This window comes from Allobosea lupini, from assembly GCF_900109525.1.
Taxonomy (GTDB): Bacteria; Pseudomonadota; Alphaproteobacteria; order Rhizobiales; family Beijerinckiaceae; genus Allobosea; species Allobosea lupini.
Genome location: NZ_FOAN01000008.1, coordinates 93,937 through 119,831, shown reverse-complemented (window position 1 = coordinate 119,831; position 25,895 = coordinate 93,937). Strand labels below are relative to the sequence as shown.

At 64.9% G+C, this 25,895-nt stretch carries 22 protein-coding genes; 12 read left to right on the top strand and 10 right to left on the bottom strand.

The annotated features are described in order from the left end of the window. Nucleotides 1–39: 39 nt before the first annotated feature. Nucleotides 40–1,053 (bottom strand): zinc-dependent alcohol dehydrogenase family protein, encoded by a 1,014-nt coding sequence (locus BMZ21_RS22415; RefSeq protein ID WP_091839866.1) that lies wholly within the window; start codon nucleotides 1,051–1,053, stop codon nucleotides 40–42. A 36-nt stretch (nucleotides 1,054–1,089) separates the two neighbouring features. Then, on the bottom strand, nucleotides 1,090–1,344 hold the full coding sequence (locus BMZ21_RS22410; RefSeq protein ID WP_143079760.1) for a hypothetical protein: 255 nt from the start codon (nucleotides 1,342–1,344) through the stop codon (nucleotides 1,090–1,092). Nucleotides 1,345–1,518: 174 nt separating this feature from the next. Here BMZ21_RS22410 and BMZ21_RS22405 point away from each other — a divergent pair, with 174 nt between their 5' ends. Beyond that, nucleotides 1,519–2,472, top strand: coding sequence for a LysR family transcriptional regulator (locus tag BMZ21_RS22405; protein WP_091840212.1), 954 nt, complete (start codon nucleotides 1,519–1,521; stop codon nucleotides 2,470–2,472). Nucleotides 2,473–2,532: 60 nt separating this feature from the next. On the opposite strand, the gene BMZ21_RS22400 is transcribed toward BMZ21_RS22405, so the two are convergent. The 4 genes from BMZ21_RS22400 to BMZ21_RS22385 form a co-directional block, all read right to left on the bottom strand. Further along, nucleotides 2,533–3,984 carry an alginate export family protein gene (locus tag BMZ21_RS22400; protein ID WP_091839860.1) on the bottom strand — a complete coding sequence of 484 codons (1,452 nt, stop codon included), beginning with the start codon at nucleotides 3,982–3,984 and terminating at the stop codon, nucleotides 2,533–2,535. Nucleotides 3,985–4,166: 182 nt separating this feature from the next. Beyond that, entirely contained in the window at nucleotides 4,167–4,997 is an 831-nt protein-coding gene (locus BMZ21_RS22395) for an alpha/beta fold hydrolase (RefSeq protein ID WP_091839855.1), read from the bottom strand. A 248-nt stretch (nucleotides 4,998–5,245) separates the two neighbouring features. Beyond that, complete coding sequence (locus tag BMZ21_RS22390; RefSeq protein WP_091839852.1) at nucleotides 5,246–7,000, bottom strand: amidohydrolase; 1,755 nt, start codon at nucleotides 6,998–7,000, stop codon at nucleotides 5,246–5,248. A gap of 121 nt (nucleotides 7,001–7,121) precedes the next feature. Then, entirely contained in the window at nucleotides 7,122–7,862 is a 741-nt protein-coding gene (locus tag BMZ21_RS22385; RefSeq protein WP_091839849.1) for an SDR family NAD(P)-dependent oxidoreductase, read from the bottom strand. Between the two features lie 438 nt (nucleotides 7,863–8,300). On the opposite strand from BMZ21_RS22385, the gene BMZ21_RS22380 reads away from it, so the two are divergent. The 11 genes from BMZ21_RS22380 (at nucleotide 8,301) to BMZ21_RS22330 (ending at nucleotide 19,711) form a co-directional block, all read left to right on the top strand. Further along, nucleotides 8,301–9,200, top strand: a complete 900-nt coding sequence (locus BMZ21_RS22380; protein WP_244543962.1) for a helix-turn-helix domain-containing protein — start codon at nucleotides 8,301–8,303, stop codon at nucleotides 9,198–9,200. Between the two features lie 231 nt (nucleotides 9,201–9,431). Continuing rightward, complete coding sequence (locus BMZ21_RS22375) at nucleotides 9,432–10,199, top strand: alpha/beta fold hydrolase (protein WP_091839841.1); 768 nt, start codon at nucleotides 9,432–9,434, stop codon at nucleotides 10,197–10,199. A gap of 135 nt (nucleotides 10,200–10,334) precedes the next feature. After that, nucleotides 10,335–11,207, top strand: a complete 873-nt coding sequence (locus tag BMZ21_RS22370; RefSeq protein WP_091840209.1) for a helix-turn-helix domain-containing protein — start codon at nucleotides 10,335–10,337, stop codon at nucleotides 11,205–11,207. A gap of 131 nt (nucleotides 11,208–11,338) precedes the next feature. Beyond that, nucleotides 11,339–11,716, top strand: coding sequence for a nuclear transport factor 2 family protein (locus BMZ21_RS22365; protein ID WP_091839837.1), 378 nt, complete (start codon nucleotides 11,339–11,341; stop codon nucleotides 11,714–11,716). 26 nt (nucleotides 11,717–11,742) lie between these two features. Next, complete coding sequence (locus BMZ21_RS22360; RefSeq protein ID WP_091839833.1) at nucleotides 11,743–12,393, top strand: hydrolase; 651 nt, start codon at nucleotides 11,743–11,745, stop codon at nucleotides 12,391–12,393. 8 nt (nucleotides 12,394–12,401) lie between these two features. Then, nucleotides 12,402–13,574: an amino acid ABC transporter substrate-binding protein gene (locus BMZ21_RS22355; protein ID WP_091839828.1), complete on the top strand. Its 1,173-nt coding sequence runs from the start codon at nucleotides 12,402–12,404 to the stop codon at nucleotides 13,572–13,574. 16 nt (nucleotides 13,575–13,590) lie between these two features. After that, nucleotides 13,591–14,439 (top strand): nuclear transport factor 2 family protein, encoded by an 849-nt coding sequence (locus BMZ21_RS30645; protein WP_208862347.1) that lies wholly within the window; start codon nucleotides 13,591–13,593, stop codon nucleotides 14,437–14,439. A 38-nt stretch (nucleotides 14,440–14,477) separates the two neighbouring features. Next, entirely contained in the window at nucleotides 14,478–15,098 is a 621-nt protein-coding gene (locus BMZ21_RS22345; RefSeq protein WP_091839825.1) for a glutathione S-transferase family protein, read from the top strand. A 22-nt stretch (nucleotides 15,099–15,120) separates the two neighbouring features. After that, the gene (locus BMZ21_RS22340) at nucleotides 15,121–16,647 is read left to right on the top strand and encodes a VOC family protein (RefSeq protein ID WP_091839821.1); all 1,527 of its coding nucleotides are present in this window, start codon (nucleotides 15,121–15,123) and stop codon (nucleotides 16,645–16,647) included. A 296-nt stretch (nucleotides 16,648–16,943) separates the two neighbouring features. Further along, nucleotides 16,944–18,488 carry a cation:proton antiporter gene (locus BMZ21_RS22335; RefSeq protein WP_091839816.1) on the top strand — a complete coding sequence of 515 codons (1,545 nt, stop codon included), beginning with the start codon at nucleotides 16,944–16,946 and terminating at the stop codon, nucleotides 18,486–18,488. After that, on the top strand, nucleotides 18,485–19,711 hold the full coding sequence (locus BMZ21_RS22330; protein WP_091839811.1) for a flavin monoamine oxidase family protein: 1,227 nt from the start codon (nucleotides 18,485–18,487) through the stop codon (nucleotides 19,709–19,711). The genes BMZ21_RS22335 and BMZ21_RS22330 overlap by 4 nt, the downstream gene beginning before the upstream one ends. 193 nt (nucleotides 19,712–19,904) lie before the next feature. On the opposite strand, the gene BMZ21_RS22325 is transcribed toward BMZ21_RS22330, so the two are convergent. From BMZ21_RS22325 to BMZ21_RS22310, 4 genes are all read right to left on the bottom strand, one after another. Then, nucleotides 19,905–21,596 carry an FAD-dependent oxidoreductase gene (locus tag BMZ21_RS22325; RefSeq protein WP_091839808.1) on the bottom strand — a complete coding sequence of 564 codons (1,692 nt, stop codon included), beginning with the start codon at nucleotides 21,594–21,596 and terminating at the stop codon, nucleotides 19,905–19,907. Nucleotides 21,597–21,671: 75 nt separating this feature from the next. Continuing rightward, the gene (locus BMZ21_RS22320) at nucleotides 21,672–22,901 is read right to left on the bottom strand and encodes an MFS transporter (protein WP_091840204.1); all 1,230 of its coding nucleotides are present in this window, start codon (nucleotides 22,899–22,901) and stop codon (nucleotides 21,672–21,674) included. 92 nt (nucleotides 22,902–22,993) lie between these two features. Further along, the gene (locus BMZ21_RS22315; RefSeq protein WP_091839805.1) at nucleotides 22,994–23,626 is read right to left on the bottom strand and encodes a hypothetical protein; all 633 of its coding nucleotides are present in this window, start codon (nucleotides 23,624–23,626) and stop codon (nucleotides 22,994–22,996) included. 9 nt (nucleotides 23,627–23,635) lie between these two features. After that, a complete protein-coding gene (locus BMZ21_RS22310) occupies nucleotides 23,636–25,894 on the bottom strand; it encodes a xanthine dehydrogenase family protein molybdopterin-binding subunit (protein WP_091839802.1) in 2,259 nt (752 codons plus the stop codon). Nucleotide 25,895 lies beyond the last annotated feature (1 nt).

The window sequence follows — 25,895 nt, the reverse complement described above, 5'->3', positions numbered from 1 at the left end:
GACGGCAGGTCCGAGTCGGTCGGCCGTCCGCATGACGTTTCAGCCGGCACGCTGTGTGGAAGGCAAGGCAACCGTCTCGCCCGCCACGTCGATCACGACCTTGCCGCGCAACCCCCGTGCCCCGCCGTTCTCGAGCAGTTCGTGCGCCTCGCCCATACGCGCCAGCGGCAGCGTGGCGCCGAGCACGGGCTTGACGAGACCGCGCTCGACGAGGCGCGTCAGCGAGTCGAGCTTGCCCCGGTTCTGACGGGTGAAGACGAAGTGGTAGGCAGCGTTCTTGCCCCAGGCCTCGATGAGGTTTTGCGGCTGCGCGAGGTCAACGAGACTGACCACGCGCCCAAAAGCCGCGAGGACGAGCGGGCTTTTCGTGAGCGTGTCGCCGCCGATCGTGTCGAAAACGACGTTCACGCCCTCGCCTCCCGTCAACCGGGCGACTGCCTCGACATAGTCCTCGGTGGCGAAGTCGATGGCGTCGTCGGCACCGAGCGAGCGCACGAACGCGTGGTCTCTGGCCAGCGCCGTCGTGATCACCCGTGCACCGATCGCCTTGGCGATCTGGATTGCGATCGTGCCGACGCCGCCGGCGCCGCCATGGATCAAGATGCTCTCGCCGACCTTCAGCTGCGCGCGTTGGACGAACGCTTCCCAGACTGTGCCGCCGACAAGCGTCAAGCTCGCCGCCTCAAGGTGCGTGAGGTTCCGGGGCTTGCGGCCGACGAGCTCAACGTCAGCGACATGCTGCTCGGCATAGGAGCCCGCACCACCGAAGATCTTCGGCGTGTAGTACACCTCGTCGCCGACCGCGAATTCATTAACGTCCGACCCGATCTCCTCGACGACACCTGAGATATCGTGGCCGATGATAGCAGGCAGCGGGACGTAGTCGGCATAATCGCCGCGGCGGATCTGGTAGTCGAGGGGGTTGATCGCAGTGGCGTGCACCCGCACCCGCAGCTGGCGCGGGCCAACCGGCGGCACCGGCACCTCGCGCAATTCGAACGCGTCCGGCCCTCCGAAGCGGGTGAGAACGACGGCCTTCATAGTCTTGGTCATGTGTTTCGCCTTCTGCAGTAGGTGAGAAAATAGGGCTCAGCGGCTCGCCGAGAGCTCGGTGGAGACGGTGCCGGCCGGGCGGCAGACCCGAACCTCGCGGTCGACCAGCGTCGGCGGGACCTTGCCCGGCGGGCCGATGTGCTGGAATTCGCGGCGCGTCTCGGTGCGGCAGCCCTCGACCGGCTCGACCTCGGTGGGATCGGACACAGACGCGCAGGCGGCGAGAAGCAGCGCGATTGCGAGGAGCGCGACGCGCATTGCCGCATCACCGGCTATGGAAGCGGCTTTCATTGTAAATGTCCTTCTCAAGAGAAGATCAGTCGGTCAGCGGGGGCTCCCGATGTTAACGATGACCGGCAACGTCGCGAGGGAGCCGCGGTGTTTCCGCTCATTTGGCATTTCGCGATTGCGCCCAGTAGCGGCTCGAAACTAGGATCAGTTTCAAGAAAATTTTGAAGGTTGGCCGTGGACATCGACGACCTGAAATTGTTCATGCGGATCGCCCAGTTGGGAAGCATCAGCGCGGCCGCCCGTGACCTGAGCCTCACCCCGGCCGGCGCGAGTGCGCGGCTCGCGGCGTTCGAGAAGCGACTGGGCGCGCGGCTTCTGCATCGGACGACGCGGCAGGCTACCTTGACGGTCGACGGCCTGGCGTTCCTGCCGCACGCCGAGCAGGTGCTCGATGCCGCCGATGCCGCACGGGCGGCGCTGGGGCGCGAGCAGGCCATGCCGCGCGGAACGCTCAGGGTGGCGGCCCCGGCCTCGTTCGCGCGCATGCACATCGTGCCGGGCCTGCCAGATTTGCGCGCCCGCTACCCGGGTCTGGTGCTCGATTTCCGCATCTCGGACAGCGTCGTCGATCTCGTCGAGGGAGCATTCGACGTAGCGGTCCGCTACGCCGAGCTCGGCGATTCCTCGTTCGTCGCGCGGCGGCTCGCGCCGGACCGGCGCGTCCTCGTCGCGTCGCCCGAGTACCTGAAGCAGCGCGGATGGCCGAGCACACCGGACGACCTTGCCGATCACACCTGCCTGGTCGTCGGGACGCTTGATCTCTGGACGTTCCTGGACGCCGATCGGAAGCAGGTCGTACGAAAGGTGTCGCCTGCGCTACGCATCAATGACGGCGGGGCAGTGAGGGATGCGGCCTGCGCCGGGCTCGGCATCGCGTTGATGGCGACCTGGTGCGCCGACGACGAGCTTAGAAGTGGCGCCCTTGTGCCGGTGCTTCCCGGATTTCCGCTGGTCTCCACGCAAACGCTATGGGCGCTTTACCCGAGCTCGCGAGAGCTGGCCCCGAAGGTGCGGGCGTTCATCGACTGGATGGTCGAGCGCATAGGGCCGGAGCCGTACTGGGACCGTGGACTGGAAGCACTTCTGGGGCTCGCCGCAGGCATGTCGGTGAACAAAGCTTCTGACTGACGGGCACGCTGCGGCAGTGCAGAGTACGGTATGCTGGGCGGCTTCCCACGCGTCGCGGAGTCAGAACCTGTAGTTCGCCATGACGCCGACCAGCTTGATGAGCTCCGCCGGACCGGTCTGCCGAATGAACGTCCCCGGATTGAAAACGCCGACAGAGGCCGACAAGTTGAGTTCCGGCGTCGCCTGCCAGGCCACGGCGAGCTCGACCTGCGTCCCGATGAACCGGGCAGCACTGTCTTTCCCGCTCCTCACCAGATGTCCGGATATGGCATAAATGCCGTCCTCCGTGCTTTGCCGCCAATAGGCAGATGCCGAGAGCGCCACTTCGACGTTCTCGAATGGATGCAACATGATGGAGGGCCTAATATGAATGAGGTTGCGTGGGCCGATTGGTGACTGGGACGTGAAGTACTTGCCTCGCGGGAAGTAGGGATTGAGCGTTCCCAGCTCAGGATCCGCCGGGTCGTCATCGCCTGAAATCACATCGGCCGACAGCCTCAGGTCAGGCCGCAGTGGCGCTTCACGGAATCGATAGCCGAATTCGGCCCCCGCACCCCACGCCGCCCGGCGGTGCCCAGCAAAGGTGCCAAGCTGCATGCCGCCTTCAAGATTCCAGTACCAGGAGCCCGTATCGCCGAAGATCCGCGTTCCGAAAGTATGGACGACCTCCTTGCCGGCACCCTGGTCGTATACGGCCTTGCGGTCACGCAGCCCGAGGTAGAAGAGGTCGAGGCCAGTGAGCCGGTTCTCGCTCAGCCACTGCGTCCCGTAGAGCCCCCAGAGCGCCTTCTGGTTCGACGTCCGGTCGTCGAAATCGTCGAGCCGGTTCTCGGCCGGGCGGAAGTACAAGGCGGTGAGCTGACGGGATGTGCCGGTCAGGATGGCGTCGAAGCCGTCGAAGGCCTGTGGGACACCGGGGCCATAGCGCGTGTCGACAAGGCGACCCGCCCCCAGCGAGACGAGCTTGCGCCCTGCGGAAAGTCGCAGCGAAGCCGCATCCGCGATGTTGAATTCGACCTCTGCGAAGGCCTGCAGCAGATCCGCGCCGGTCGTATCGACCGGCCTCCTGGGCCGTCGGACCCCGGAGATGCCCGATACGATCGGTTGGGCGAACAGCCTGAGATCGCCAAAATGAAGATCGGCATAGGGCATGAACCGGTGCCAGACATAACCATCGTCCGGCGCTCCTCCCCAGTTCGCGTTGCCATAGTGCTCGTAGCGCGAACGAACTTCCACGCCCGTGGTGAGATAGCGCGATCCATCAGCGCTCAGGGGGATGTATTTGAGGCGCTCGGTCCAGCGCCCCGTCCGTTTGCCCGGGTCCGCGAGATGGGTCCAGTCCTCCGTATAGCGTTCGATGGTCAGCGTTGGAGCGCGGCCGATATCGGTGGGAGCCTGCGCTCGCGCGGCGCCGAGGAGGGCGGCGGCGACGAAGCCCAAGGCCAAGACGATGCCTCGCTGGCCGATCGATGACAGGCGCCGAACAGCATCCAAGGCGGAGCGGATCGACATGGTCTTCTCCCTCGGGGATTGGCGAGCCGGACATCTGCGAGCTTCCACGTGCCGGGCCGACTGTGACGGGGCAGGCGCGTTCCCGCCGGTACGGCCGGTTGCAGGTGCTGGGCGTTCGGAGGCGTCAGCGAAGCTATGGAAAGAGCCGCATGCTCCACGCGCTTTCTTGGCGCGCGCGTTCTTCAGGCCCGGATGAACACCAGCAGGTCCCGGTTCACGACGTCCGGATGGGTGGCAAACAGACCGTGCGATAGGCCAGGGTAGGTTATCAGCGTGCCGTCCCTGACAAGCCTGATCGCCTTGTGGGCCGAATTTCCGATGGGTACGACCTGATCGTCCTCACCATGCATGATCAACACGGGCACGGTGATCGTCCTCAGGTCCTCGGTGAAGTCGGTCTCTGAGAACACGGCGATGCAGTCGTAGTGGGCCTTTGCACCACCGGCCATGCCCTGGCGCCACCAGTTGTCGATCAGGCCTTGGCTGACATTTGCACCCTCCCGGTTGAACCCGTAGAATGATCCGCTTGGCACATCGCGATAGAATTGCGCGCGGTTCGCGGCGAGCGCCGAGCGAAACCCGTCGAAGACGTCGCGGGGAACACCGTCCGGGTTCGCCACCGACCGGACCATCATCGGCGGAATCGCCGCTATGAGCACCGCCTTGGCGAGACGGCCGCGCTCGGCACGGGCAGCATAGCGTACGACCTCACCGCCACCAGTCGAATGGCCGACATGGATGGCGTCGCGCAGGTCCAGCGCCCTGGCGATGGCCGCCACGTCGGCGGCATAAGTCTCCATGTCATTGCCGATGTCGCTCTGGTCGGACCGGCCATGGCCGCGCCGGTCGTGCGCGATGACGCGATAGCCATGCGACCTGAAGTACAGCATCTGGTTATCCCAGTCGTCCGAACTGAGCGGCCAGCCATGATGGAACATGATCGGCTGCGCGTCCTTCGGGCCCCAGTCCTTGTAGAAGAGATTTGTGCCGTCGGACGTGGTGATGCTTGCCATGACCTGCCTACTTCCGAGTTCGTTTGCTTGTTTCTCAGGGCGATGCTGCCCGGCGGCACCGCGTGCGTCGAAATTTGCTGCAGGGCGCAAACGGTGGCCTCAGCGCGCATGCGGATTTTGATAAGCCGGCTAATTTTAACGTGCTGTTGGTTACGCGAGCCGCAAATGGAGTGGCACCTCGTCTTGTCGCAGACTGCGCAACTTTGCTTCAGCTGGCCGCCCGATCGGACCGCCGGCCGAACCTCGCCTCACAAAGCGCCGTGGTAGCCGCCGAAGTATTTAATGGGCGACCAGGCCGGCAGAATCTCGGGCAGAGGCGGCGCGAGCGCGCCGTAGTCCTGCGCGCCGAAGACGACCTTGCCGTCCATCACGGTCAGCATGGACGTGACGGCTTTGATCTCGTCCTCCGGCACCGTGAAATAGTCCCGGTCCAGTAGAGCGAAATCCGCCAAGTTGCCCGGGGCGATCATCCCCATCTCGTGCTCCGCGTTCATGAACCACGCTGCACCTCGGGTGAAGAGTTTCAGCGCCTCGACGCGGGAGAGGCGATTGTTCTTGGCGAGGACTTCGGACCCGGAAACCGACTTGCCGGAGACCGCCCAGCTGATGGCCACCCAGGGATTGAAGGTGGCGGCGCGAAAGGCGTCGGTCGTCAGCGCCAGCGGCAGGCCGCTATCGACAAGCTCGCGCAGACGCGGCGTAACCAAGGCCTTCTCGCGGCTGTAGGTCTTGATGAAACCGTCCCCGTGCAAGGCCATCTTGGGATCCAGCGCGATACCGCCGCCAAGCTGTTTGACCCGCGCGATGTTCTCCGGACTGATAGTCTCGGCGTGCTCGATGCTCCATTTCAGACCGTCCAGCGGGGTCGTCCGGTTCATCGTCTCCATGGCATCGAGGAAGGGCGTGATGTTATCGTCGTAGCTGATGTGCATTCGGAATGGGATCCGCCGCCGAACCAGCTTGGCGATGTCCTGCTCGACATGCCGGCGAATCCTCTCCGGGTCGAGAATGACCGCAGGACGGTCGAAATTCTCGTGATCGTGGACTTCCGCATCGAGCGCCTTGGCGCCGCGGTAGACATGGCCATGGGCGAGCGCCGGATAGAGGTTTTCACCAGGACTCATCAGCGACTTCGTCGTGATCGCTCGGATTTCGGCGTCGATCATGTCGGGGCTGCCGAACTGCATGTCCACGAAGGACAGGCGCAGGTTGAAGCGGTTCTCGCGCATCAGGGCTTCGGCGGTCACATGTGCTTCGGGGTAGCCTCGGCTGCCGCAGTCGATCACCGAGGTGACCCCGAACCGGTTCAGGCAGTGAATCGTATGCGCCAGAGAGCTCAGCTGCTCGTCGAAGGAGGGTTGCGGGAACAAGGTCTCGAGCGCGACGAAACCGAACGTGTCGCCGGAGACGAGGCCGGTGTAGTTGCCCTGGGCGTCCTTCTCGAACTCGATCACCTGGAAGTCCGGAAGTCGATCGGTGCCCACGCCGATCGCCTCCATCGCCAGCTCGTTCATGAAGATGCGGTTGTAGGCGTACTGCACGTGCAGGGGCCGGTCAGGTACCGCCTCGCGCAGTTCCTCTATGGTAGGGAAGCGATTTTCCTCGAACTGGTAAGGGGACCAGCCGCCGATCACCTTGACCCACTGCCCCTCGGGCGTCCGCTTCCCCTGCTCGCTCAGCATGGCGAGCGCCCGGCGCAGCGTCGGCACGCCGTCCCACCGGACGTTCAGGGTGAAGTTGCTCTCGTTGAGCAGGTGGATATGGGCATCGCTGATCCCGGGGATCAGGCGGCGGCCGCCTGCATCGACGGTCCGGCTGTGAGCGTTCTTCAACGCGAGAATTTCGGCATCGCTTCCGACGGCATAGATGCGCCCGTTCTTGACCGCGAGGGCGGTCGCATCGGGCTGCGCCAGGTTCCCGGTATAGATTGTCGCATTGAAGACGATGAGGTCCGCACCGGGGTGCTCCGGCGTGGACGTGGCCTGCAGTGTTTGCTGAGTCATGACTTGCCTCGTTTGAAGAGATGTCTGCGAAGCGCAGCCGGCCGGGCTAAGCGCCGCGTCATTGCCGGGCGCTCCGCATTCGTTTCAGCGGTGAGCTGGGGTCTTGGGCGGCTCGACGGAGCTACGCGTTCGCCCCGCCGTCGACGGTAACGACACTGCCGGTCATCATGCCGGCAGCAGGGCTCGCGAGGAACGCGACCACCTCCGCGATCTCGCGCGGCTTCGCGAAACGCCCGAGCGCGGAAAGACCACGCTGGACAGCGGCGCCCTCACCATCCGCAGGGTTTGCCTCGGTGTCGGTCGAGCCGGGCGAGACAAGGTTCACCGTGATGCCTTGCGGACCGAGCTCGCGCGACAGGCCGCGCGTGAACGAGAGCAGCGCTGATTTCGACATGGCATACGCCGTCACGCCCGGAAATGGGACACGCTCTCCCAGGGTCGATCCGATCGAGATGATGCGGCCGCCTCTGGGAAGGTGCGGTATTGCCGCCTGCGCGGCGACGAACGGGCCTCGCACGTTGACGTCCATCAGCGTCTGCATGGCGTTGAGGTCGACGTCCGCAACCGGTCCGTAGATCGCGATCCCCGCGCTATTGACGAGGATGTCGAGGCCGCCGAGCGCTTCGACGGTCTCGTTGACCGCCCGCTTGATGGCTTCCGGATCGCCACTGTCAGCCTGCACGGCAAGCCCCCGACGGCCGAGTTCCCGGATCGAGGCGACGACGCTTTCCGCGCGCCCGGGCGAGTTGTTGTAGGTGATCGCGACGTCCGCGCCGTTCTCGGCCAACGCTTGTGCGATCGCGGCGCCGATACCGCGGGAGCCCCCTGTGACAAGGGCCCGTTTGCCGTTGAGGTCAGGCATGTCTCGCTTCTCCTCGATCTGGCCGTCACAAATTCGCATTCGCAGGCGCGGACATTGCTCCTTCCGCGATCGACGATTCAGCTTGGATGACGGCGCGTGGCTCTCCGATCGCTCGCGACGACGGGGCGAGATGCGATCGCGGACCGCCGGCGGGCTTCGTCAGCAATCTACCGGGGCCAGAATGGTACGCGTCGCAGACCCTGCGCCTATGTTGCCGATCTTGCGGTTTGATGTGTCCGCCCTCGTCGCGGCCAGGCTCGTGGTCCAGCGACACGCTTGCGTTTCACCCGTGACTTCCCAATCTTAGGCCGAGCCACAGCCCTGGCCCGGTGGCTGATAACTCGGCAGCTCGGTGCGATGACGGCACCCGTCTCGGGCGAAGCGCTGGACGAGACCCTGATCGAAAGGCAATAGCCAGTTCATAGGAGAGCGATCACAGTGCTTGGCTATTCGTCCTTTAAGGAATGGTGCAGCGAGGGCCGGCAGGCGACGTATGTGCGCACGCGGAAGTCCCCCGGCGCGATCCTCGACATGCTCGATATGGCGCGTCCGGGCGGCGACATGTATCGCCCGGCCTCGCCTGAGCTCGTCCTGTATCTGGACCTGCGCGGTGGCAGCCGCGTTCGCGGCGACTCAGGCGGCGGCCATTTCGAGGCGCTGAGCGAGAAGGGAGACCTCTATCTCGATGCGCCAAACTTCGCGAATATGATGAACGTCGCCACGCACCACCAGATTCGCAGTCTGTCGTTTCCAAAGGCGCAGTGGGAGTCGGTGCTCGACGAAGCCGCCAACAGCGGTAGCTCGCTGGAGAGCCTGCAGCTCTACAGGGGTCCGTTTCGCTCGCCCGCCATCCAGTCGTCGATCCGGAACCTCTGGTCCCTGAGCGACGAGGAAGGGGCACCGTCGCGGCTGCTGGCGCGTGCTGCGGGTTGCGAGATCCTCGCCGAGCTGTGCCGGTTGAGCGGCGCGCCTTTCGCGCCGGCAAAGGGAGGCTTGGCGCCGTGGGCGCGCCGGCGCTCCATGGAGCTCATGCGGGCACGGCTGTCGGAAGACATTAGCCTCGACGAACTGGCGGCAGAGGCGCAGCTATCGCCATTTCATTTCGCGCGCATGTTCAAGCAGAGCGTGGGCGTGCCGCCGCGCGTCTACCTCACGCGCCTCAGAATGGAGCGAGCCTGCGAACTCCTCGAGATGACGGACCTGCCCGTCACCGAGATCGCAAGCGAGGTCGGCTACTCGTCAAATCAGGTGCTCGCCCGGCTGTTCACCAAGCATCGGCATATGACCCCGTCGGACTATCGACGGGCCGTCCGCAATCCGGTCCGTCTGGGCTGTTGAGGCTCTTCGCCTCAAGCTTACTGGGCGGCCCAGGAAGAGCCGGACGCCCAAGACGCATCAAACCGCAGGATCGATGCTCCCGCAGCAGGATCTGCCACGCACGCGTGCCGGCTGCGGACTAGGTTTCCGGAAGCCACGACGCATTTTCGCCGCCGGCGAGGGGTTTCGCAGAGACACACGCGGATCGCTTCCACGCCACGTCTTCAGCTTCATCCTGGGAGGAAAGAATTCATGTCCACGCTCGCAGCAACCGTCGCCGTCGCGACCACTCTTCTGGCCGGAGCCGCCATGGCGCAGCCGGTCAAGCCCACGATCGTGCTCGTGCACGGTGCCTTCGCCGACTCGTCGAGCTGGAACGGCGTCATCTCAAGTCTCCAGCAGAAAGGTTACAGGACGGTCGCCGTCGCCAATCCGCTGCGCTGCGTCTCGGGTGACGCACGCCTGGTGTCCGACGTCGTCGCGAGCATCGCCGGCCCGGTCGTCCTCGTCGGCCATTCGTATGGTGGCCAGGTGATCTCGAATGCGGTGAAGGGGCACGCCAACGTCAAGTCGCTGGTCTATGTCGCGGCCTTCGCGCCCGAAGCCGGCGAGGCCGCGGCCGATCTCGCCGGCAGGTTCCCTGGCGGTACGCTCGGCGAGGCGCTGGCGCCCCCTGTCAAGCTCGCCGGCGGCGGCGTCGATCTCTACATTGATCAGGCGAAGTTCCGGGACCAGTTCGCTCACGACGTGCCGGCGGAGGCAACCGCGCTGATGGCAGCCGGACAGCGCCCGATCACCGAAGCCGCCTTGACCGAGAAATCCGGCGAGCCGGCCTGGAAATCACTGCCGTCCTATTTCGTCTACGGCGACGGCGACAAGAACATCCCGGCCAAGGCTCTGGGCTTCATGGCCGAGCGCGCCGGCTCCAAGCGGACGGTCGTGATCAAGGGCGGCTCTCATGTCGTCATGGTTTCCCAGCCCAAGTCCATCGCGGAGCTAATCGACGAAGCCGCGCGGTAGGCAACGCGGTTCACTGGCAGCCCCCGCGCCCAGGCGCGGTGGCTCGCCCGTACAAACGGCCATGACGGCCAGGGAGGCAGCAGCACAAACCGAACTGGTGCCGCCCGTACCGCTCAGGATAGAATTGTGATCGCCATGCAGCAGAACCCGCATTTGCCCGAGAACGTCGTGAGGGTCTCGGCCCTTCAGGGCGGATACAGTGGCGTGCGGATCGACGTGACCAGCTTCCATTGCGTGGGGCAGGTCTCGCACAAGTTCAGCCACACCGAAGAGACCCGGCTGAGCGTCGTGCTCGAGGAGATCGGCGGCCAATGCGAGCCGCGGCTGCGCCCGAACAGGCCCAATCCCATCGACCATATGCCGCGCCACATGCATTTCGCGCCTGCCGGGTTGGAGATGTGGGGCCACACCGACGATGTTAGGTTCGTGAGAGACGCGACGCTGAGTTTCGATATCACAAAACTCAGCGATAACATGGCCACGGTGTTCTCCGAAGACGTGGTCAGCGCCCCGCGTCTGCGATTTGCTGATGAACGGGTTTGGACGCTCGTCCGGCTGCTGTCCGATGCCTTGAGTGATACCGATCCATCGACGCAGCTCTATTGCGACGGTCTCACTACCGCGATCGCCGCACGCCTCTTCGCGCTGCCGCCTCACTCACGAGCGGAGGATGTCACCGGCCTGGCTCCATGGCGCCTGCGCCGGGTCATAGATTACCTAGACTCCCGTCTCCCTGACAGGGTGGAACTCGGCGATCTCGCAGAGCTGGCAGGCCTGTCGTCCTCGCATTTCAGCCGAGCCTTCAAGGCCTCCACCGGCATGGCGCCCTATCAGTGGCAGCTGCACGCGCGCATTCGGCAAGCGCAGGCTCAGTTGCTCGATACCGACGCATCGCTCGACGAGATAGCGGAGGCAACGGGCTTCGCGGACGCTGTTCATTTCGGACGGACATTCCGGAAACTCATCGGCGCGGCACCGGCCGCCTGGCGCCGCGAACTGAAAAGCTGAAGCGGCATTCCGCAGCAGGATCGAACTGCCGATCGCAGAATCGGACAGGGCCATCCGAACATCCCCACGGTAATAAACGGCCACTCGGTACGGCATGCCTCGTCCGCGGCACTGACATTTCATGGTGGCCTATGACTTCGCACGAGGCTGATTACGACGGCATCCTGCAAGCCAATCTCAAGCGCGTTTTCGGCGAGCGCGACGCCAGCTTGCGAGCCGCAGCGATCCGCGGCCTCTATGCTCCGGGTGCGGTTCTTTACGAGCCCGACAGTATCGCGACCGGCCACGACGCAATCGCGCAGGCCGTCGAGGAACTGCTGGCCAGCCTACCGCCCGCTTTCGTCTTTTCGCCAATAGGTCCGGCCGTGGGCCACCACGGACTTGCCCGTCTGAGCTGGCGGGCGGGGCCGCCGGAAGGGCCGGTCGCGGTAACCGGAACGGACATCGCCCGCATCGAGGCCGGACGCATCGCGAGCCTCCACGTCTTCATCGATCCGCCGGACGCCTGAGCGTCACATCATCGAAAGGATTTATCATGGCCGCCAAGAACGGACTCGACGCCCTTTTGCGTCCGGAAGACAGCTTTCTCGTCCTGATCGATCATCAGCCCTATCAGTTCGCGAATCTGAACAGTCACGAGCCGATGATGATCGTCAACAATGTCGTCGGCCTGGCCAAGGCGGCGAAGGTCTTCAACGTTCCTACGATCCTGACGACGGTGCTGGAAGAACGCGGCGGCTATCTCATCAAGGGTCTGCAGGACGTCTTTCCCGACCAGAAGCCGATCGATCGCACCTTCATCAACACCTGGCAGGATCCTGCCGTCACCGACATCGTGAAGAAAAGCGGCCGCAAGCAGCTGATCCTCGCCGCGCTCTGGACCGAGGTCTGCCTGGCGATGCCGGCCATCCAGGCGCTGGCTGAAGGCTATGACGTCTTCATCGTCACGGACGCCTCTGGCGGCGTCTCGGCCGAGGCCCACGACATGGCCGTGCGGCGCATGGTCGCCGCCGGCGCCGTCCCGATCACCTGGATGGCGGTCGGCGCCGAGTGGCAGCGCGACTGGGCCCGCGCCGAGACCGCTGGGGGCCTCTCCGGCGTCATTCTGGAGCATGGCGGAGCGAGCGGCGTGGCTTTCGCCTGGGAACTCCAGCTTCTCGCGGCGACGCCTCCTGCGCAGGGCTGAGGCCGGTCATGGCCGGAACCGGTCCCATTCGCATCGGCTATTGCCTGTCGCTGTCCGGCCCGCTCGCGGGCAACAGCCGGTCGGCACGGCTGGCGCACGAGATCTGGCGGGACGACGTCAACGCACGGGGCGGGCTGCTCGGCCGCCCCGTCGAACTCGTCTGTCATGACGACGAGGCCGATGCGTTGCGCGTTCCGGAGCTGTATCGGCACCTCATCGACGTCGACGAAGTCGACGTCGTCATCGGCGGGTACGGCACCAACACTATCCTGCCGGCGATGCCTCTGATCATGGAGCGTGGGCGATTCTTCACCGGGCTGATGGGGCTGGGGGTCAATAACGCCCTGAACTACCCCAATTACTTCGCGATGATCCCGACCGGCCCCGATCCGAATGCGGCGCTCACCGAAGGATTCTTCGCGCTCGCCGCGCAGCAGAAGCCGCGCCCCCGGACAGTGGCGCTGCTCTCGGCCGACGCCGAGTTCTCCCGCAATCCCGTGCTCGGCGCCAGGGCCAACGCCAGCGTGTATGGTTTCGACGTGGTCTTCGAGGGGACGTATCCCCTGGCGACCGAGAATTTCGAGCCCGTGCTCGACGCTGTCGCGAAGAGCGGTTGCGACCTGCTCTTCCTGTGCTCCTATCTGAACGATTCCGTCGGGCTGGTGCGCGCCATCCGTTCGCACGCGTTTCGTCCCAAGATGGTGGGCGGCGCCATGATCGGCCCACAGAACACCACGGTGAAGACGACGCTCGGCCCGCTGCTCAACGGCTTCGTCAACTACGAGTACTGGGTACCGGCTCCGAGCCTGATGTTCGCCGGAGTGGCCGCGCTGCTCGAAACCTATCGGGCACGGGCGCCGGCGGCGGATGTCGACGTGCTGGGGCACTACATGACTCCGCTAGCCTACGCGCAGATGCAGGTCGTCGCCCAGGCGATCGAAGCGACCGCGGGCTTCGACGACCAGCGGCTCTCCGCTTATGCGCGCGGCGCGATCTTCGAAACCGTGATGGGGCCTGTCCGGTTCGGCGCCAGGGGTGAATGGCGGAAGCCCAGAGTCCTTCAGGTCCAGTTCCAGGGCATCGTGGGGGATGACATTGCCCAGTTCGCCGACGGCTCCCGCCAGGTCGTTCTGTCTCCTCCCGGCTTCGCGGCCGGACGCCTGCTCTATCCCTTCGCCTAAAGGCCGCATCGGCGCCATGCGCCACGCCGCCGCGAACCGTACCGGCCAGCAAACGCCGGGGCGGGATCGACACCGGTTCGGCGGGGCTGGCCATAGCTTCACAAAAAGGACCTTGTCGATGTCAATCGAGCGTTTTCCCGTTGGACTGGCAATGGACGTCTCCTACCCGGGATTCCGGGTCAGCCTGACGTTGCTGTCTACCGCGAAGCTGAGGTTCGAGATCAAGGATGGGCCGTTCGCCCGGACGGAGACGGTCGATACTCATGTCGTGCCGCTCGGCAATAGCCTCTTTGCCGTGAGCTGGCAGGAGAAGGACGGGGCGACCGTCACGAACGTTCAGGACTATGATCGCTGCCTGATCCACTCCCATGCGACGCTGCCGGATGGCAGGTTCCTCCGGATGACCGGGACATTCGACATCACCCACCTCGCCGATCTTACGGTCGACGACCGCCCTCACCGTAACAGGGCGCTGGTGCTCGAGGCCATGACCTCGCTTTTCCAGCGGCACGATGCATCAGCGGTAGAACGGCTCTATGCGCCGGACTACATCCAGCACAATCCCGACATCGCCCAGGGTCGCGATGCCCTGCAAGCGCTTGTCGCCAAACTCCCGAAGGACGTCTTCTACGAGCCGGGCATCATGGTTGCCGAGCGCGATTTCGTCGCCATCCATGGCCGCATCCGTGGCTGGGCGGCCAAGCCGCAGGTCGTGATCGATCTCTTCCGGATCGAGGATGGCAAGCTCGCCGAACATTGGGATGTACTGCAGGACGAGGCAGCGGCCGCCCCGGGCAGCGTCTTGATGTTCGACCCTGAGGAAGGACGCGCCGAACGGTCGAGGATCGGGGAGCCGGTCGTTTGACGCGCCGCACGTTCTGAACAGCACTGCAAGGAGCAACCATGCCGACGCTTTACTATGCCGTGGGAGCCTGTTCGCTGGCGCCCCACATCGCCCTCGAATGGATTGGCAACCCCTATGAGGCTGTCAGGGTGCAATATGGCTCGAAGGAGATTCTGGCCGTGAACCCGGCTGGCGCGGTGCCGACCCTTCGCGAGGACGACGGCTGGCTTTTGACGCAGGCCGGCGCAATCCTCGACTACCTCGTGCACAAGCACCCCGAGGCCCGGCTCGCCGGCGGCGATAGCGTGCGCGCAAAGGCCGAGGCACATCGCTGGTCGGCATTTCTCACCTCGGATGTTCACGCCGCTTTCTGGCCGGTATTCATGCCGTATCGCTACACGAGCGACCAAAGCGACGCGGCGCGACGCGCGGTTGTCGAAGCGGGGCACAAGCTTGTGGCGAAACAGTTCGGCATTCTGGACCGGCACCTCGAAGGGCGGGAGCACATCCTCGGTGGAGGGCGCTCGGTCATCGACGCCTATTCCTTCCCGATGATCCGATGGGCGATAAAGCTGCTGCCCGGCGGGCTTGACGCATACCCGAATGTGCAGGCTCTGCATGACAGCTTGGCCGCCGACCCCGGTGTGAAGAAGGTGCTCGCCCGCGAGGCCGACGGTTGACCTACGAAGGACATCGACGAGAATGACGAGCGGCATCCACCACTTTACCGGCATCACGGCCAATGTTCAGGCGAACGTCGATTTCTACGTCGGCTTTCTCGGCCTCAGGCTCGTGAAGCGGACCGGAGGCTTTGCGGACGCCGAGCAGTTGCACCTCATCTATGGCGATGGGCTCGGCAGCCCCGGCTCGCTGCTGACCTTTCTCGTCTGGGAGGCGGCCGGCCGTGGCGGCACCGGCATTGGGCAAGTCTCGGAAGTGGCCCTCGCCGTGCCGCCGGCTTCTCTCGGTGATTGGCTCACCAAGGCGCTCGCCGCCAACATCTCGATAGAGGGGCCCTCGCGCGAATTCGGAGAATCAGTGCTGCGGTTGAAGGATCCGGATGGACTTATCGTGAAGCTGGTGGGCGTCGATATGGCGACGCCGGCGCCGATTGCCGGGTCACCCGCCCGGCTTCGGGGCGTTACGCTCCTGACGGATAAGGCGACTGAGACCGGGAGCTTCCTGGCGCGCTTCGGTTACAGCGAAGGCGAGCGCTCCGGCCCGACACGACGCATGGTCTCCGACACCGATATCGTCGACGTCAGAGAGGTATCGGGGTTCGTGCGGTCCGTGCCCGGGGCGGGCGTGCCGGATCATGTAGCTTTCCGCGCACCGGACGCCGATGCCATCCGCTCCATGCGGCTTTCGTTGAAGGAGCATGGGCCGACGGAGGTTCACGATCGAAAGTATTTCCTGTCTCTGTATGTACGCAATCCGGCCGGCATACTCCTGGAATACGCGACAGACGAGCCGGGCATGACTGTCGATGAAGCCCCGGATGATCTGGGCAGGACCTTGTTTCTGCCGCCACATGAGGCAGACCGCGCCGAAGACCTGAAGGCTATGCTCCCTCAGTTCGCCCTGCCTGGCGAAGAGAGGTTTCCAGTTCGTGACCTCCCCTTCATTCATCGTTTCAACCGGCCGGAGGACCCAGACGGCACGACCCTCGTATTGCTGCACGGTACCGGCGGGAACGAGGCCGACCTGATGCCGATCGCCCGCCGCATCGCTCCGCGTTCGACGCTGCTCGGTGTGCGTGGCCGGGCGATCGAGGAAGGCACCAATCGCTGGTTCCGCCGTTTCGACGCCGCCACGTTCGACCAGGCCGATATCCGCAGCGAGGCCGAAGCGTTCTCGGCCTTCGTGAAAGGCGCCGTGGCGGGCTACGGGCTCGACGCGGACAGGCTCGTTTTCCTCGGCTATTCCAACGGCGCAAACATGCTGGCGGCAGTCATCCAGCTCCATCCCGGACTCGTGAGACGCGCGGTGCTGCTGCGCGGCATCCAGGCATTGGAGAATCCGCCGGTCGCGGACCTATCGGAGACCAACGTCCTGTTGCTCAGTGGGCGTGACGATCCTTATGTCCACGTTGCGCCAGAATTAGCGAGCCCCCTCATCGCCCGTGGGGCCCTCGTGGATTTCCAGCAGATTTCGGCAGCTCATGAGCTGGCGGCCGCAGATGTCGCGGAAACATCCAGGTGGCTTCGGCAAAATCTCTCGCCAGCTTAGGAGCCCAGAGTTGACTGCATCCGAGGTCGAATTGGCGCCTCTGCGCTGCCCGATCCGTTTGGCCAACAGCATCCGATGACGAACGTGTGGCGCCCCGCTGTGCTCGTGTCGACTAATGTCGGCTTGCCGCTAAGGTTCCGACTTCTGCTATTTGCGCTTCTCGCCAAACTGGGACAAACTGATTGATGGCTCTTTCCGCCTCAACCTGACGAAGCTTACGGAGCGTCATAAGAAAGTGCCGTTGCGATGATCGGCAGCGATCGACACCACGGCATTGAGCGATAAACTCGCATGGCATGGTCCTGTTCGAGTCACTCCTGGTCATTATGTTCGGGGCTGTCATCCTCGCGGCGGCGTCGCGACGGGTCGGCATCCCGTATCCGGTCGTGCTCGCCATCAGCGGGACGGCTCTCGCCTTCATTCCCAATGCGCCGCGCATCACGCTGGATCCGGAGCTGGTGCTGGCCCTCTTCGTCGCGCCGATCCTGCTCGATGCGGCCTTCGACAGCTCGCCGCGCGATCTGCGCCGGAACTGGCTGCCGGTATCCAGCTTGGTTTTCGTGGCTGTCGGCGTCACGACGGCCGCTGTCGCACTTGTGGCCCGGTGGCTGGTGCCTGACATTCCCTGGGCCGCCGCGATCGCGCTCGGAGCGATCGTCGCGCCGCCCGACGCCGTTGCCGCCACGGCGATCCTGCGAAAGCTGCGGCCACCCCATCGCATCGTTGTGATCGTCGAAGGCGAGAGCCTTTTGAACGATGCGACTGCGCTGCTGATCTACCGCCTGGCCGTGGGGGCGGTCGCGGCCGGGAGCTTCAGTGCGGCCAGCGCATTGCCGGCCTTTGCGCTTGTCACGATCGGCAGCATCATTCTCGGGGCGTTTCTCGGCTGGGCCGCGGTGCGGCTGCTCACGCTTTTTCGTGACCCGGCAAGTGCCATCATCGTGCAGTTCATCACGACCTTCGGTGTCTGGATCTTGGCAGAGCGGCTGCATCTCTCCGGGATCATCACCGTCGTTATCTACGGCATCGTTCTGGCGCGGACGGTTCCGGCCGTGACGAGCGCGCGGTTGCGCATCCCTTCCTATGCTGTCTGGGAAACGACCGTCTTCGTACTCCAGGTTCTTGCCTTCGTGCTGGTCGGACTGCAGTTGCGCCCGATCCTCGAAGGGTTCGATGCTGGGCAACGTGTCGGTTACGCCTGGATCGCGCTTGCGGTCCTCGCAACGGTCATTCTCGTGCGGCTGACATGGGTTGCGACCTATAGGGGTCTTGCCCTCCTGCTCTCGGGCCGGCCTTCCGGCGCGAGCGAGAAGGCCGCCTCCTTCCAGAACGTCAAGGGCAGCATCGTCATCGCCTGGTGCGGCATGCGCGGCATCGTCACGCTCGCGGCCGCTTTCGCCCTTCCCGCTGATTTTCCCTATCGCGACCTGATTTTGCTCTGTGCCTTCACCGTCGTGGTCGGCACGCTGCTGGTCCAAGGGCTGACGCTGGCGCCGCTGCTGCGCTATCTCGCGATCAGCGACGATCACCCTGTCGACCGTGAGTTCGCCCTTGCGCGGAAGGCTGCGCTGGAGGCCGCGATCGGATCGCTCGAAGGCGCGCAGCCGGCGTCTGCGGCGGCGATCCGACAGGAATATCGCGACATGCTGGAGCAGACCGGACGGGCCGCTCAGCTCGACACCGACCATAACGCTCTGCGGCGGACCGCGCTCGCGGCCGCGCGGAAGACCGCATTCGAGCTGCGGAAGCGCGGCACCATCGGAGACGACGCCTTCCACCGGCTCGAGGAAGAGCTCGATTGGCTGGAGCTCGGCGCCGCGCCGCGGGAAGGCAGCGTATGAAGCGGCTCGATGTCGCCATTGTCGGGGCCGGAGCTGCCGGGGTTGCAGCGGGCCGGAAGCTCGCCGCGTCCGGGCTCGACGTGCTTCTGATCGAGGCGACCGACAGGATCGGCGGGCGGGCGCACACCGCCTTCCACGATGGTCTCCATTTCGACCTCGGCTGCGGCTGGCTCCATTCGGCGGATCGCAACGGCTGGGCCGCGCTGGCGCCCGAGCTTGGCTTCCATCTCGACCGGACCACGCCGCCATGGGGCGTCCAGTTTCGCGATCTCGGCTTTCCCGCAGCCGACCAGCGTGCCGCGCGGGCCGCGTTCGCCCACTTCGAGCAGCGCCTGCGCGAGACTCCTCCCGGGAGCGACCGCGCCTCCGACCTCCTGGACGCAAGCGACCGCTGGACGCCCTATCTCGAAGCGCTCAGCACCTACATCAACGGCACGGAGCTGGAGCAGCTTTCGATCCGCGACTATCTCGCCTATGCCGATGCCGAGACCGGCGTGAACTGGCGCGTTGCCGAGGGCTATGGCAGCCTCGTCGTTGCCGCAGCGAAGGACGTGCCAGTCGCGTTGAGCACAGCGATAACCAGCATCGACGTATCGGGGCATGCCTTGCGGCTGACCAGCGTCAGAGGCGAGATCGAGGCTGCGCGCGTCATCGTCACGGTCCCGACCGATGTGCTTTCCTCCGGCGCGATCCGTCTGCCGCCGCGCGCAGCGGACCATATCGACGCTGCCCGCGCACTGCCGCTGGGCCTGGCAGACAAGATCATCTTCAAGCTATCCGATTGCGACGGTTTTGAGCCGGACACGCAGGTCCTGGGCAATCCGTCCGTGAAACGAACGGCGAGCTACCATCTGCGGCCCTTCGGCCGGCCGCTGATCGAAGGCTTCGTGGGTGGTGAGGCCGCACGCGAGTTCGAAACCGACGGCGATGCCTTTGCCGCTTTCGCGCGCGACGAGTTAGCCGGGCTGTTCGGCTCCGGGGTCAGGAGCCGGCTGGAGCCGATCGCGCAATCGCGCTGGGGGCGCCAGCCTTTTGCGCGAGGCTCCTACAGCCACGCGCTGCCGGGTCATGCCGAGGCGCGGACAGTCCTCGCCGCGGATGTCGAGGGCAGGCTCTTCTTCGCCGGCGAGGCCTGCTCGATGCAGGATTTTTCGACAGCGCATGGTGCGTTTCAGACCGGAGTTGCTGCCGCACGAGCCATCCTGGACTCGTTGAAACTGTGATCTGGAGATCGAGTAAGCAGAGCCACCTGCGAGCGGAACGAAAGGAATTTAGAGATGTCTGCTTCCTGTTGAGGGTCCCGTTTCCACTTATGGCGCGCTTCAGTCCCGCCATTCGGAGGCTCTCATAATTCCGCCGACCCGAGCATGCCCCTCAGCGTAGCTGGCGTTGAAGCTTCGCAGAGGTCACTAGGCATCACGCTTGCCGCGCCGCACCGCTATCACGGCCGGCCTGCCGTGTCAGGAAGGAGTGAATCTGGGCGATGACGGCGGCCCCCTCGCCGACGGCGGCGGCGACCCGCTTGGTCGAGCCGGCGCGTACGTCTCCGACGGCAAAGATACCTGGGCAACTGGTTTCGAGCGGCAGCCGCTCGCCGTCACGGGCGCGCTCCCCCGTGAGGACGAAGCCCGTTCCATCGAGCGCCACACAGCCGTCGAGCCAGTGCGTATTGGGATCGGCACCGATGAACAGAAAAAGGTGGCGCGATGTGCACTCCCGGACCGCACCAGTCCGGCTGTCCCGAAACGTCGCTCCGGTCAGGCCTGTCGCCCGGTCGCCGTGCAGGGCGGCGATCTCGCTGCCCATATGCAGTTCGACATTGGGCAAGGCCGCGATCCGATCGATCAGGTAGCGGGACATCGTCTGCTCGAGGGGCCGGCGCACCACCAAGTGCACCTGCCGGACTTGCGGCGCGAGATAGGCGACGGCCTGGCCCGCCGAGTTTCCCCCACCGACGAGGACGACGTCCTGGCCCGCACAAAGCCGTGCCTCGACGGGCGATGCCCAGTAGGACACACCGGCCCCCTCCAGCTCTTCGATGTTGGGGATGGCGGGCTGCCGGTAGCGCGCTCCCGAAGCGATTACGATGGCGCGCGAACGCGCAGTGCCACCATTGCTGAGCTCAAGGCTGAACGGGGCTTCCGCATCCTCGCCGTGACAGCGGAGCAATCCGACGGTCAGCGGAATGGCGAGCTCGGCGCCGAACTTTGCCGCCTGATTGAAGGCCCGTCCTGCGAGCGCCTGTCCGGAGATGCCGGTTGGAAAGCCGAGATAGTTTTCGATCCTGGCGGATGCGCCAGCCTGGCCGCCGAAGGCACGGCTGTCCAGGACCAGGACAGACAACCCTTCGGACGCGCCATAGACCGCAGTGGCAAGCCCGGAGGGCCCGGCCCCTATGACCGCCACGTCATAGACCTTGTCCGCGTCGAGATCCGGTGTGATGCCGAGACAGGACGCGGCATCGGCATTGCTGGGGCTTCGGAGCACTGTGCCGTTCGGACAGATCATCAGCGGCAGATCGTCATGGGCGACGCCGAGCCGTTCGACAAGCTCGCGCCCCTCTGCCTCGCATGCGGCGACGACGGTGTGGGGGTAGCCGTTGCGGGTGAGAAATCCCGACAACCCGACAATGCCCGGATCATCCCGGCGCCCGACCAGGATCGATCCTGCGCCGCCGGTCTGCCCCGCCTCGATCAGCATGACGCGCCGGAGGATGAAGGCGCGCATGATCGTTTCGCCGACGTCTGCCGATCCAATGACCAGCGCCCGCAGATGCGGCGCATCAAATGGTATCGCGACCGCGCCAGCGTCACCCGCCACGACCGACATGAGGGCTGGACGCCCCGTCAGCTGATTGGTCTCGCCGGTGAACTGGCCGGGACCGTAGGTCGTGACCTGCGATGACTGACCGGCCGCGCTGCGCCGGATCGCATCAGCCGAGCCATCTAGGATCAGCCAGGAGGGCGCGTTGCGGTCGCCGATCTCATAGACGACGTCGCGGGCGTCGAAGCGGTGCGGCTCCCCGCTCGCGAAGCGGCGCGCCGCCGCGATCTGAAGGGCGGAGAGTGTCGGAAAGACCTGCTCCCGCCGAGCATCGCCGATTGCCATGGGTAATCTCCATATCGGGCCTATGTCACGTCTCGTGCTCGACACCATCCGACCAGATGGAGCACCTGATCGCAATCACGCGGGCGCAAGCCGAGGCGCCTTCGGCAAGGTGAGCGCGAAGATGAGAAGGCCCAGGAGCGTCAGACCGAAGCCCGCCCATACGGCGGACAGAAGGCCATAGCCGGCCGCGATCGTTGCACTGCCCGCCCAGGCGCCGATGGCATTGGCGACGTTGAGCGCTGCAAGGTTCATGGCGCCCATCAGCGTGGGCGCCTCCGGCGCGAGGCCAGTCAGGCGCACCTGAATCGTGGGGATGGCGACCATCATCGTCATGCCGACGCCGAACAGCGCCGGCATCAGGATCCACACATGGCCGCCGCCGGCGGCCAGCACCGCAAGCACGATCAGGGCGCTGCCGAAGCCCATGACCAATCCTCGCGCGGGATGGCTGTCCGCCAGCCTTCCGCCGATCAGGTTGCCGGCGGTCATGCCGACCCCGAACAGCGCGAGTGCGATCGGAATCCAGGCTTGATCGAGCGCCGCCGTATCGGTGACGAAGGGGCCGATGAAGGTGTACACGGCAAAGATGCTGGCAACGCCGAGCGCCGCGACGAGCATCGTGGCCCAGACGGCCGGTTTGCGTAGCGAGGCAAGTTCCTGCACGACGGGCCCTCCGTGAAGCGCCTCGGTTCGAGGCACCCAGGTCCACAAGGCAAGGAAGGCCAGCGCGGCAACCCCAGCAACGGCGAAATAGGTGTTTCGCCATCCCACGCTCTGGCCGAGGAAAGTCGCCAGCGGCGAGCCGATGATCGTCGCGACCGTCAGCCCGGTCATGACCAGCGCGAACGCCTTTCCCGCATGACCGGGACCGACAATGTAGGACGCGACCACGGCACCGGCGCCGAAGTACGCCCCTTGCGGCATGCCGCTGACGAAGCGCGCCAAGGCGAACATGCCGAGATCCGTGGCGACCGCCGACAGAACGTTGCCGATGATGAACAGACCCATCAGGCATAGCAGAAGCGTTCGCCGGTTCAGCCTGGCCGCCAACAGCGTCACCAGGGGAGCGCCGATCACCACGCCAAAGGCATAGGCCGCGATCGCATTCGTCGCCGTGGGAATGTCGATGCCGAGGCCGGCCGAGAACAGCTGCAGGATACCCATGCTCGCGAACTCGGAGGTGCCGATGCAGAAACTGCCGAGCGCCAGGGCAAACAGCGTGAGGCCGCGCTTGCGCCGCTCCTCTTCGTCCGTGCAATGCACCGTCACCGCGGCACATTGGCCGCGATAGGCCTTGTCCAGCATCAGTGCCTCCATGCGCGATGGCTGTGCGGATCGTGCCGATACATGCGGAAGAATCCGCCCAATCGGCCCCTCGGCGATCGGGCCTGTGCGCCTCAGCGGGGACAGGGTTGCCCGGCCGCTCCCCACCGAGCCATGTCTTTGACATGATCTTCGAACGTTCCGGGAGGAGTTGTGCGGCCGGCGCCGGGCTCCCAAGCTCTCGGTATGAATCCGCTCAGCGATGCATCGTGCCTCAAATGCTCGAGGAGGCCGACAGCGTTGCGGCCGCCATTTCTCTTGGGATCCTTGAGCTGGGCACAGATCTCGGCGCCGCTCTTGCCGAACCAGATGAAGTCCACCGGTGCGAGCTGCCAGTCGATGCCGGCCTGGAGAGGCGCAGGTGCGGGCGGATTGGGCAATGTCGAGGTGACATGGCAGGTCGAGCACGGAACCGTTTCCGCCCCGATGCGGCTTTTGCCGCCGTGGATGTTCATGCCGTGCACGCGGGATTTGCTTTCACCGGCCGGCGTCCAAATCGGCACGGCCTTCGCATCGACGTGGCAATTGGCGCAGCGCGGATGCGTCACCACGGCCTCGATTCTCGTCCAGGCCTGCAGCCCCTCGGCCCGGCTGACGCTGCCCGGCGGCAATGCATCTTTCGACTCCTCCTTGGCCAAGACAAAGCCCGTCAGAGCGACGATTGATGAGCTGGCAAAGGTGAGCGCGATCAGGGTTGTCCTTCTCATGGCCCGCCCTCACACGAAATCGATGAACTTGTTGAAAGGCATTTCTCGGATGCGTTTGCCGGTCGCGGCGAAGATGGCATTGGCCAGCGCTGGCGCCGCAGGCGGTACGGGTGGCTCCCCGATGCCCCTGACCGTGTAATCGTTCTCCAGGCCGCGCACCTCGATCGCGGGGCATTGATACATGCGCATGGCTTCGTGGTGGTTGTAGTTCGTCTGCTGCACGGCCCCCTTGGCATAGGTGAGTTCGCAGTTCATGGCGTGGCCGAGGCCCCAGACGACGCCGCCCTGGACGAGATTCTCGAAGTTGACGGGATCCACGACCTTGCCGACATCGGCGGCCACCCAGACCTTGTCGATCTTGATGCCGGCGTCGGTCATCGTCACTTCGACGATCTCGGCGACAGCCGTTCCAAACGCCTCGACGAACGCCACGCCGCGGCCTTTTCCCTTTCCCAAGGGGCCCTTCCAGTCCGCCATCTCGCCAACGGTTTCCAGGAGCTTGCGGTAGATCGGAATCCTGCACATTTCGATGCGCGCCTTCAGCGGGTCGAGCCCCGCCGCGTGAATCAACTCGTCGATGAAGCTTTCAGTGAAGAAACCATTGGCGGACGCGCCTACGGCCCGCCAGGTCGTGCACGGTGACAATCCTTGCACTTCGAAGCTTGTCGCCCGGTAATTTGGAATGCCGTAGTAAACGTTCCAGATTCCGACGCCCAGCTGACCATCGGGGTCCTTCGAGGGCGACCCCATCCTTGCCAGAAGCTCCTTGAAAGGCGCATTTGCAGCTACCTGCGCATCGGCCGCAATGATCTTTCCGTCCTTGACGCTTCCCCGATACCTGCCCATCGCGATCTGCCGGGGAATGTCCTGCAGGAAATCCTCCTCCCGGGAGAAGACGAGCTTCACCGGAATCCCACGCATCTGGTTCGCGATCTCGGCGAGTACTCTGACATTCTCGAATTCGAGGCGATGTCCGAAGCTCCCGCCCATCCATTCGTTATGAAAGGTCACCTGTTCCGGCTTCATGCCGATCGCCGCGGCCGCGATTTGCTGAACGGATTGGGGCGTTTGATGTCCGACCCAGATTTCCATCCCCTTGTCGGTGACGATACCGATGCCGTTGAGCGGCTCCAGCGGCTGATGCGCGACATAGGGGGCGCGATACTCCGCCTCCAGGAGCATCCCTTCTTTCAGTCCGGCGTCGATATTGCCGTCGTTGCGCCATTCCTTGGCGAGGAATTGGGGAGTGAAGGACGAGGCCACGGTCTTCCAGTGGTCGGCCTGCTCGGCCGGATATGTGCTCGGCTCCCAGACGCAGTCGACACGCTCGGCCGCCTGCATCGCGTACCAACTGTTCGACGCGATCACCGCGATGCCGTTCGAGATCTTGAGGATCTTCTGGACCCCCGGCATCGCCTGAGCCTTGCTCGCGTCATAAGACTTGATCGGCTGCCCCTTGTTGGGGTTCAGCTTGACGGCCGCGTAGACAATGCCTTCCATCCTCCGATCGATACCGAACTTCATCTCGCCGGTGACTTTCGAGCGGATGTCGAGGCGCTCCATCGGCTTGCCGAGAATTCGCCATTGCGATGGGTCGCGGAGCTTGGCGACCGACACCGGCGTGATCTTCGCTGCATCGGCCGAAAGAGCGACGTAGGGAATCTTCGTCCCGTCCGGCAGGATCACGTGTCCGGCTTCGGTGCGCAGGTCGGCGGCCGCGACGCCACTGCGCCTGGCTGCAGCAGCCTTGAGCGTTTCGCGTGCGACCGCACCGGCCATGCGCAGCTTGTCATAGGTATCGGGGATCGTGCTGGAGCCGCCGGTCATCTGCAGCCCGGCCTTCCTCAGCCATTCCAGCGCGGCCGCGCGCGCCCTCTCGGCTTCGGGGCTCTGGTCCGGCGCCATGAACGGCGCGAGTTCATGGGCAAAGCCGGTATTGAAATAGGCGGGACTCGGTCCGGCGAAGCGAATCTCGAACTGGCCAGGCTCGAGGTCCAACTCCTCGGCGATCATCAGGGGCTGGATGGAGCCGACACCCTGGCCTTTGTCGGCATGCTGGGCGATCAGCGTGATCTTGTCCGGACTGATCTCGACCCAGGGATTGAACGTCACCGCATTCGGAACAAGGCCCGCCGTCAGCGGATTCATCGCGGCAGCCGAAGACGATGCCGGTTGCGCCTGAGCGTACTGTCCGAAAGCCACACCGCCAGCGACAGCGACGGAACCGAAGACGAAACTGCGCCGCGAAAGACTTGGCATCGCGCCCATG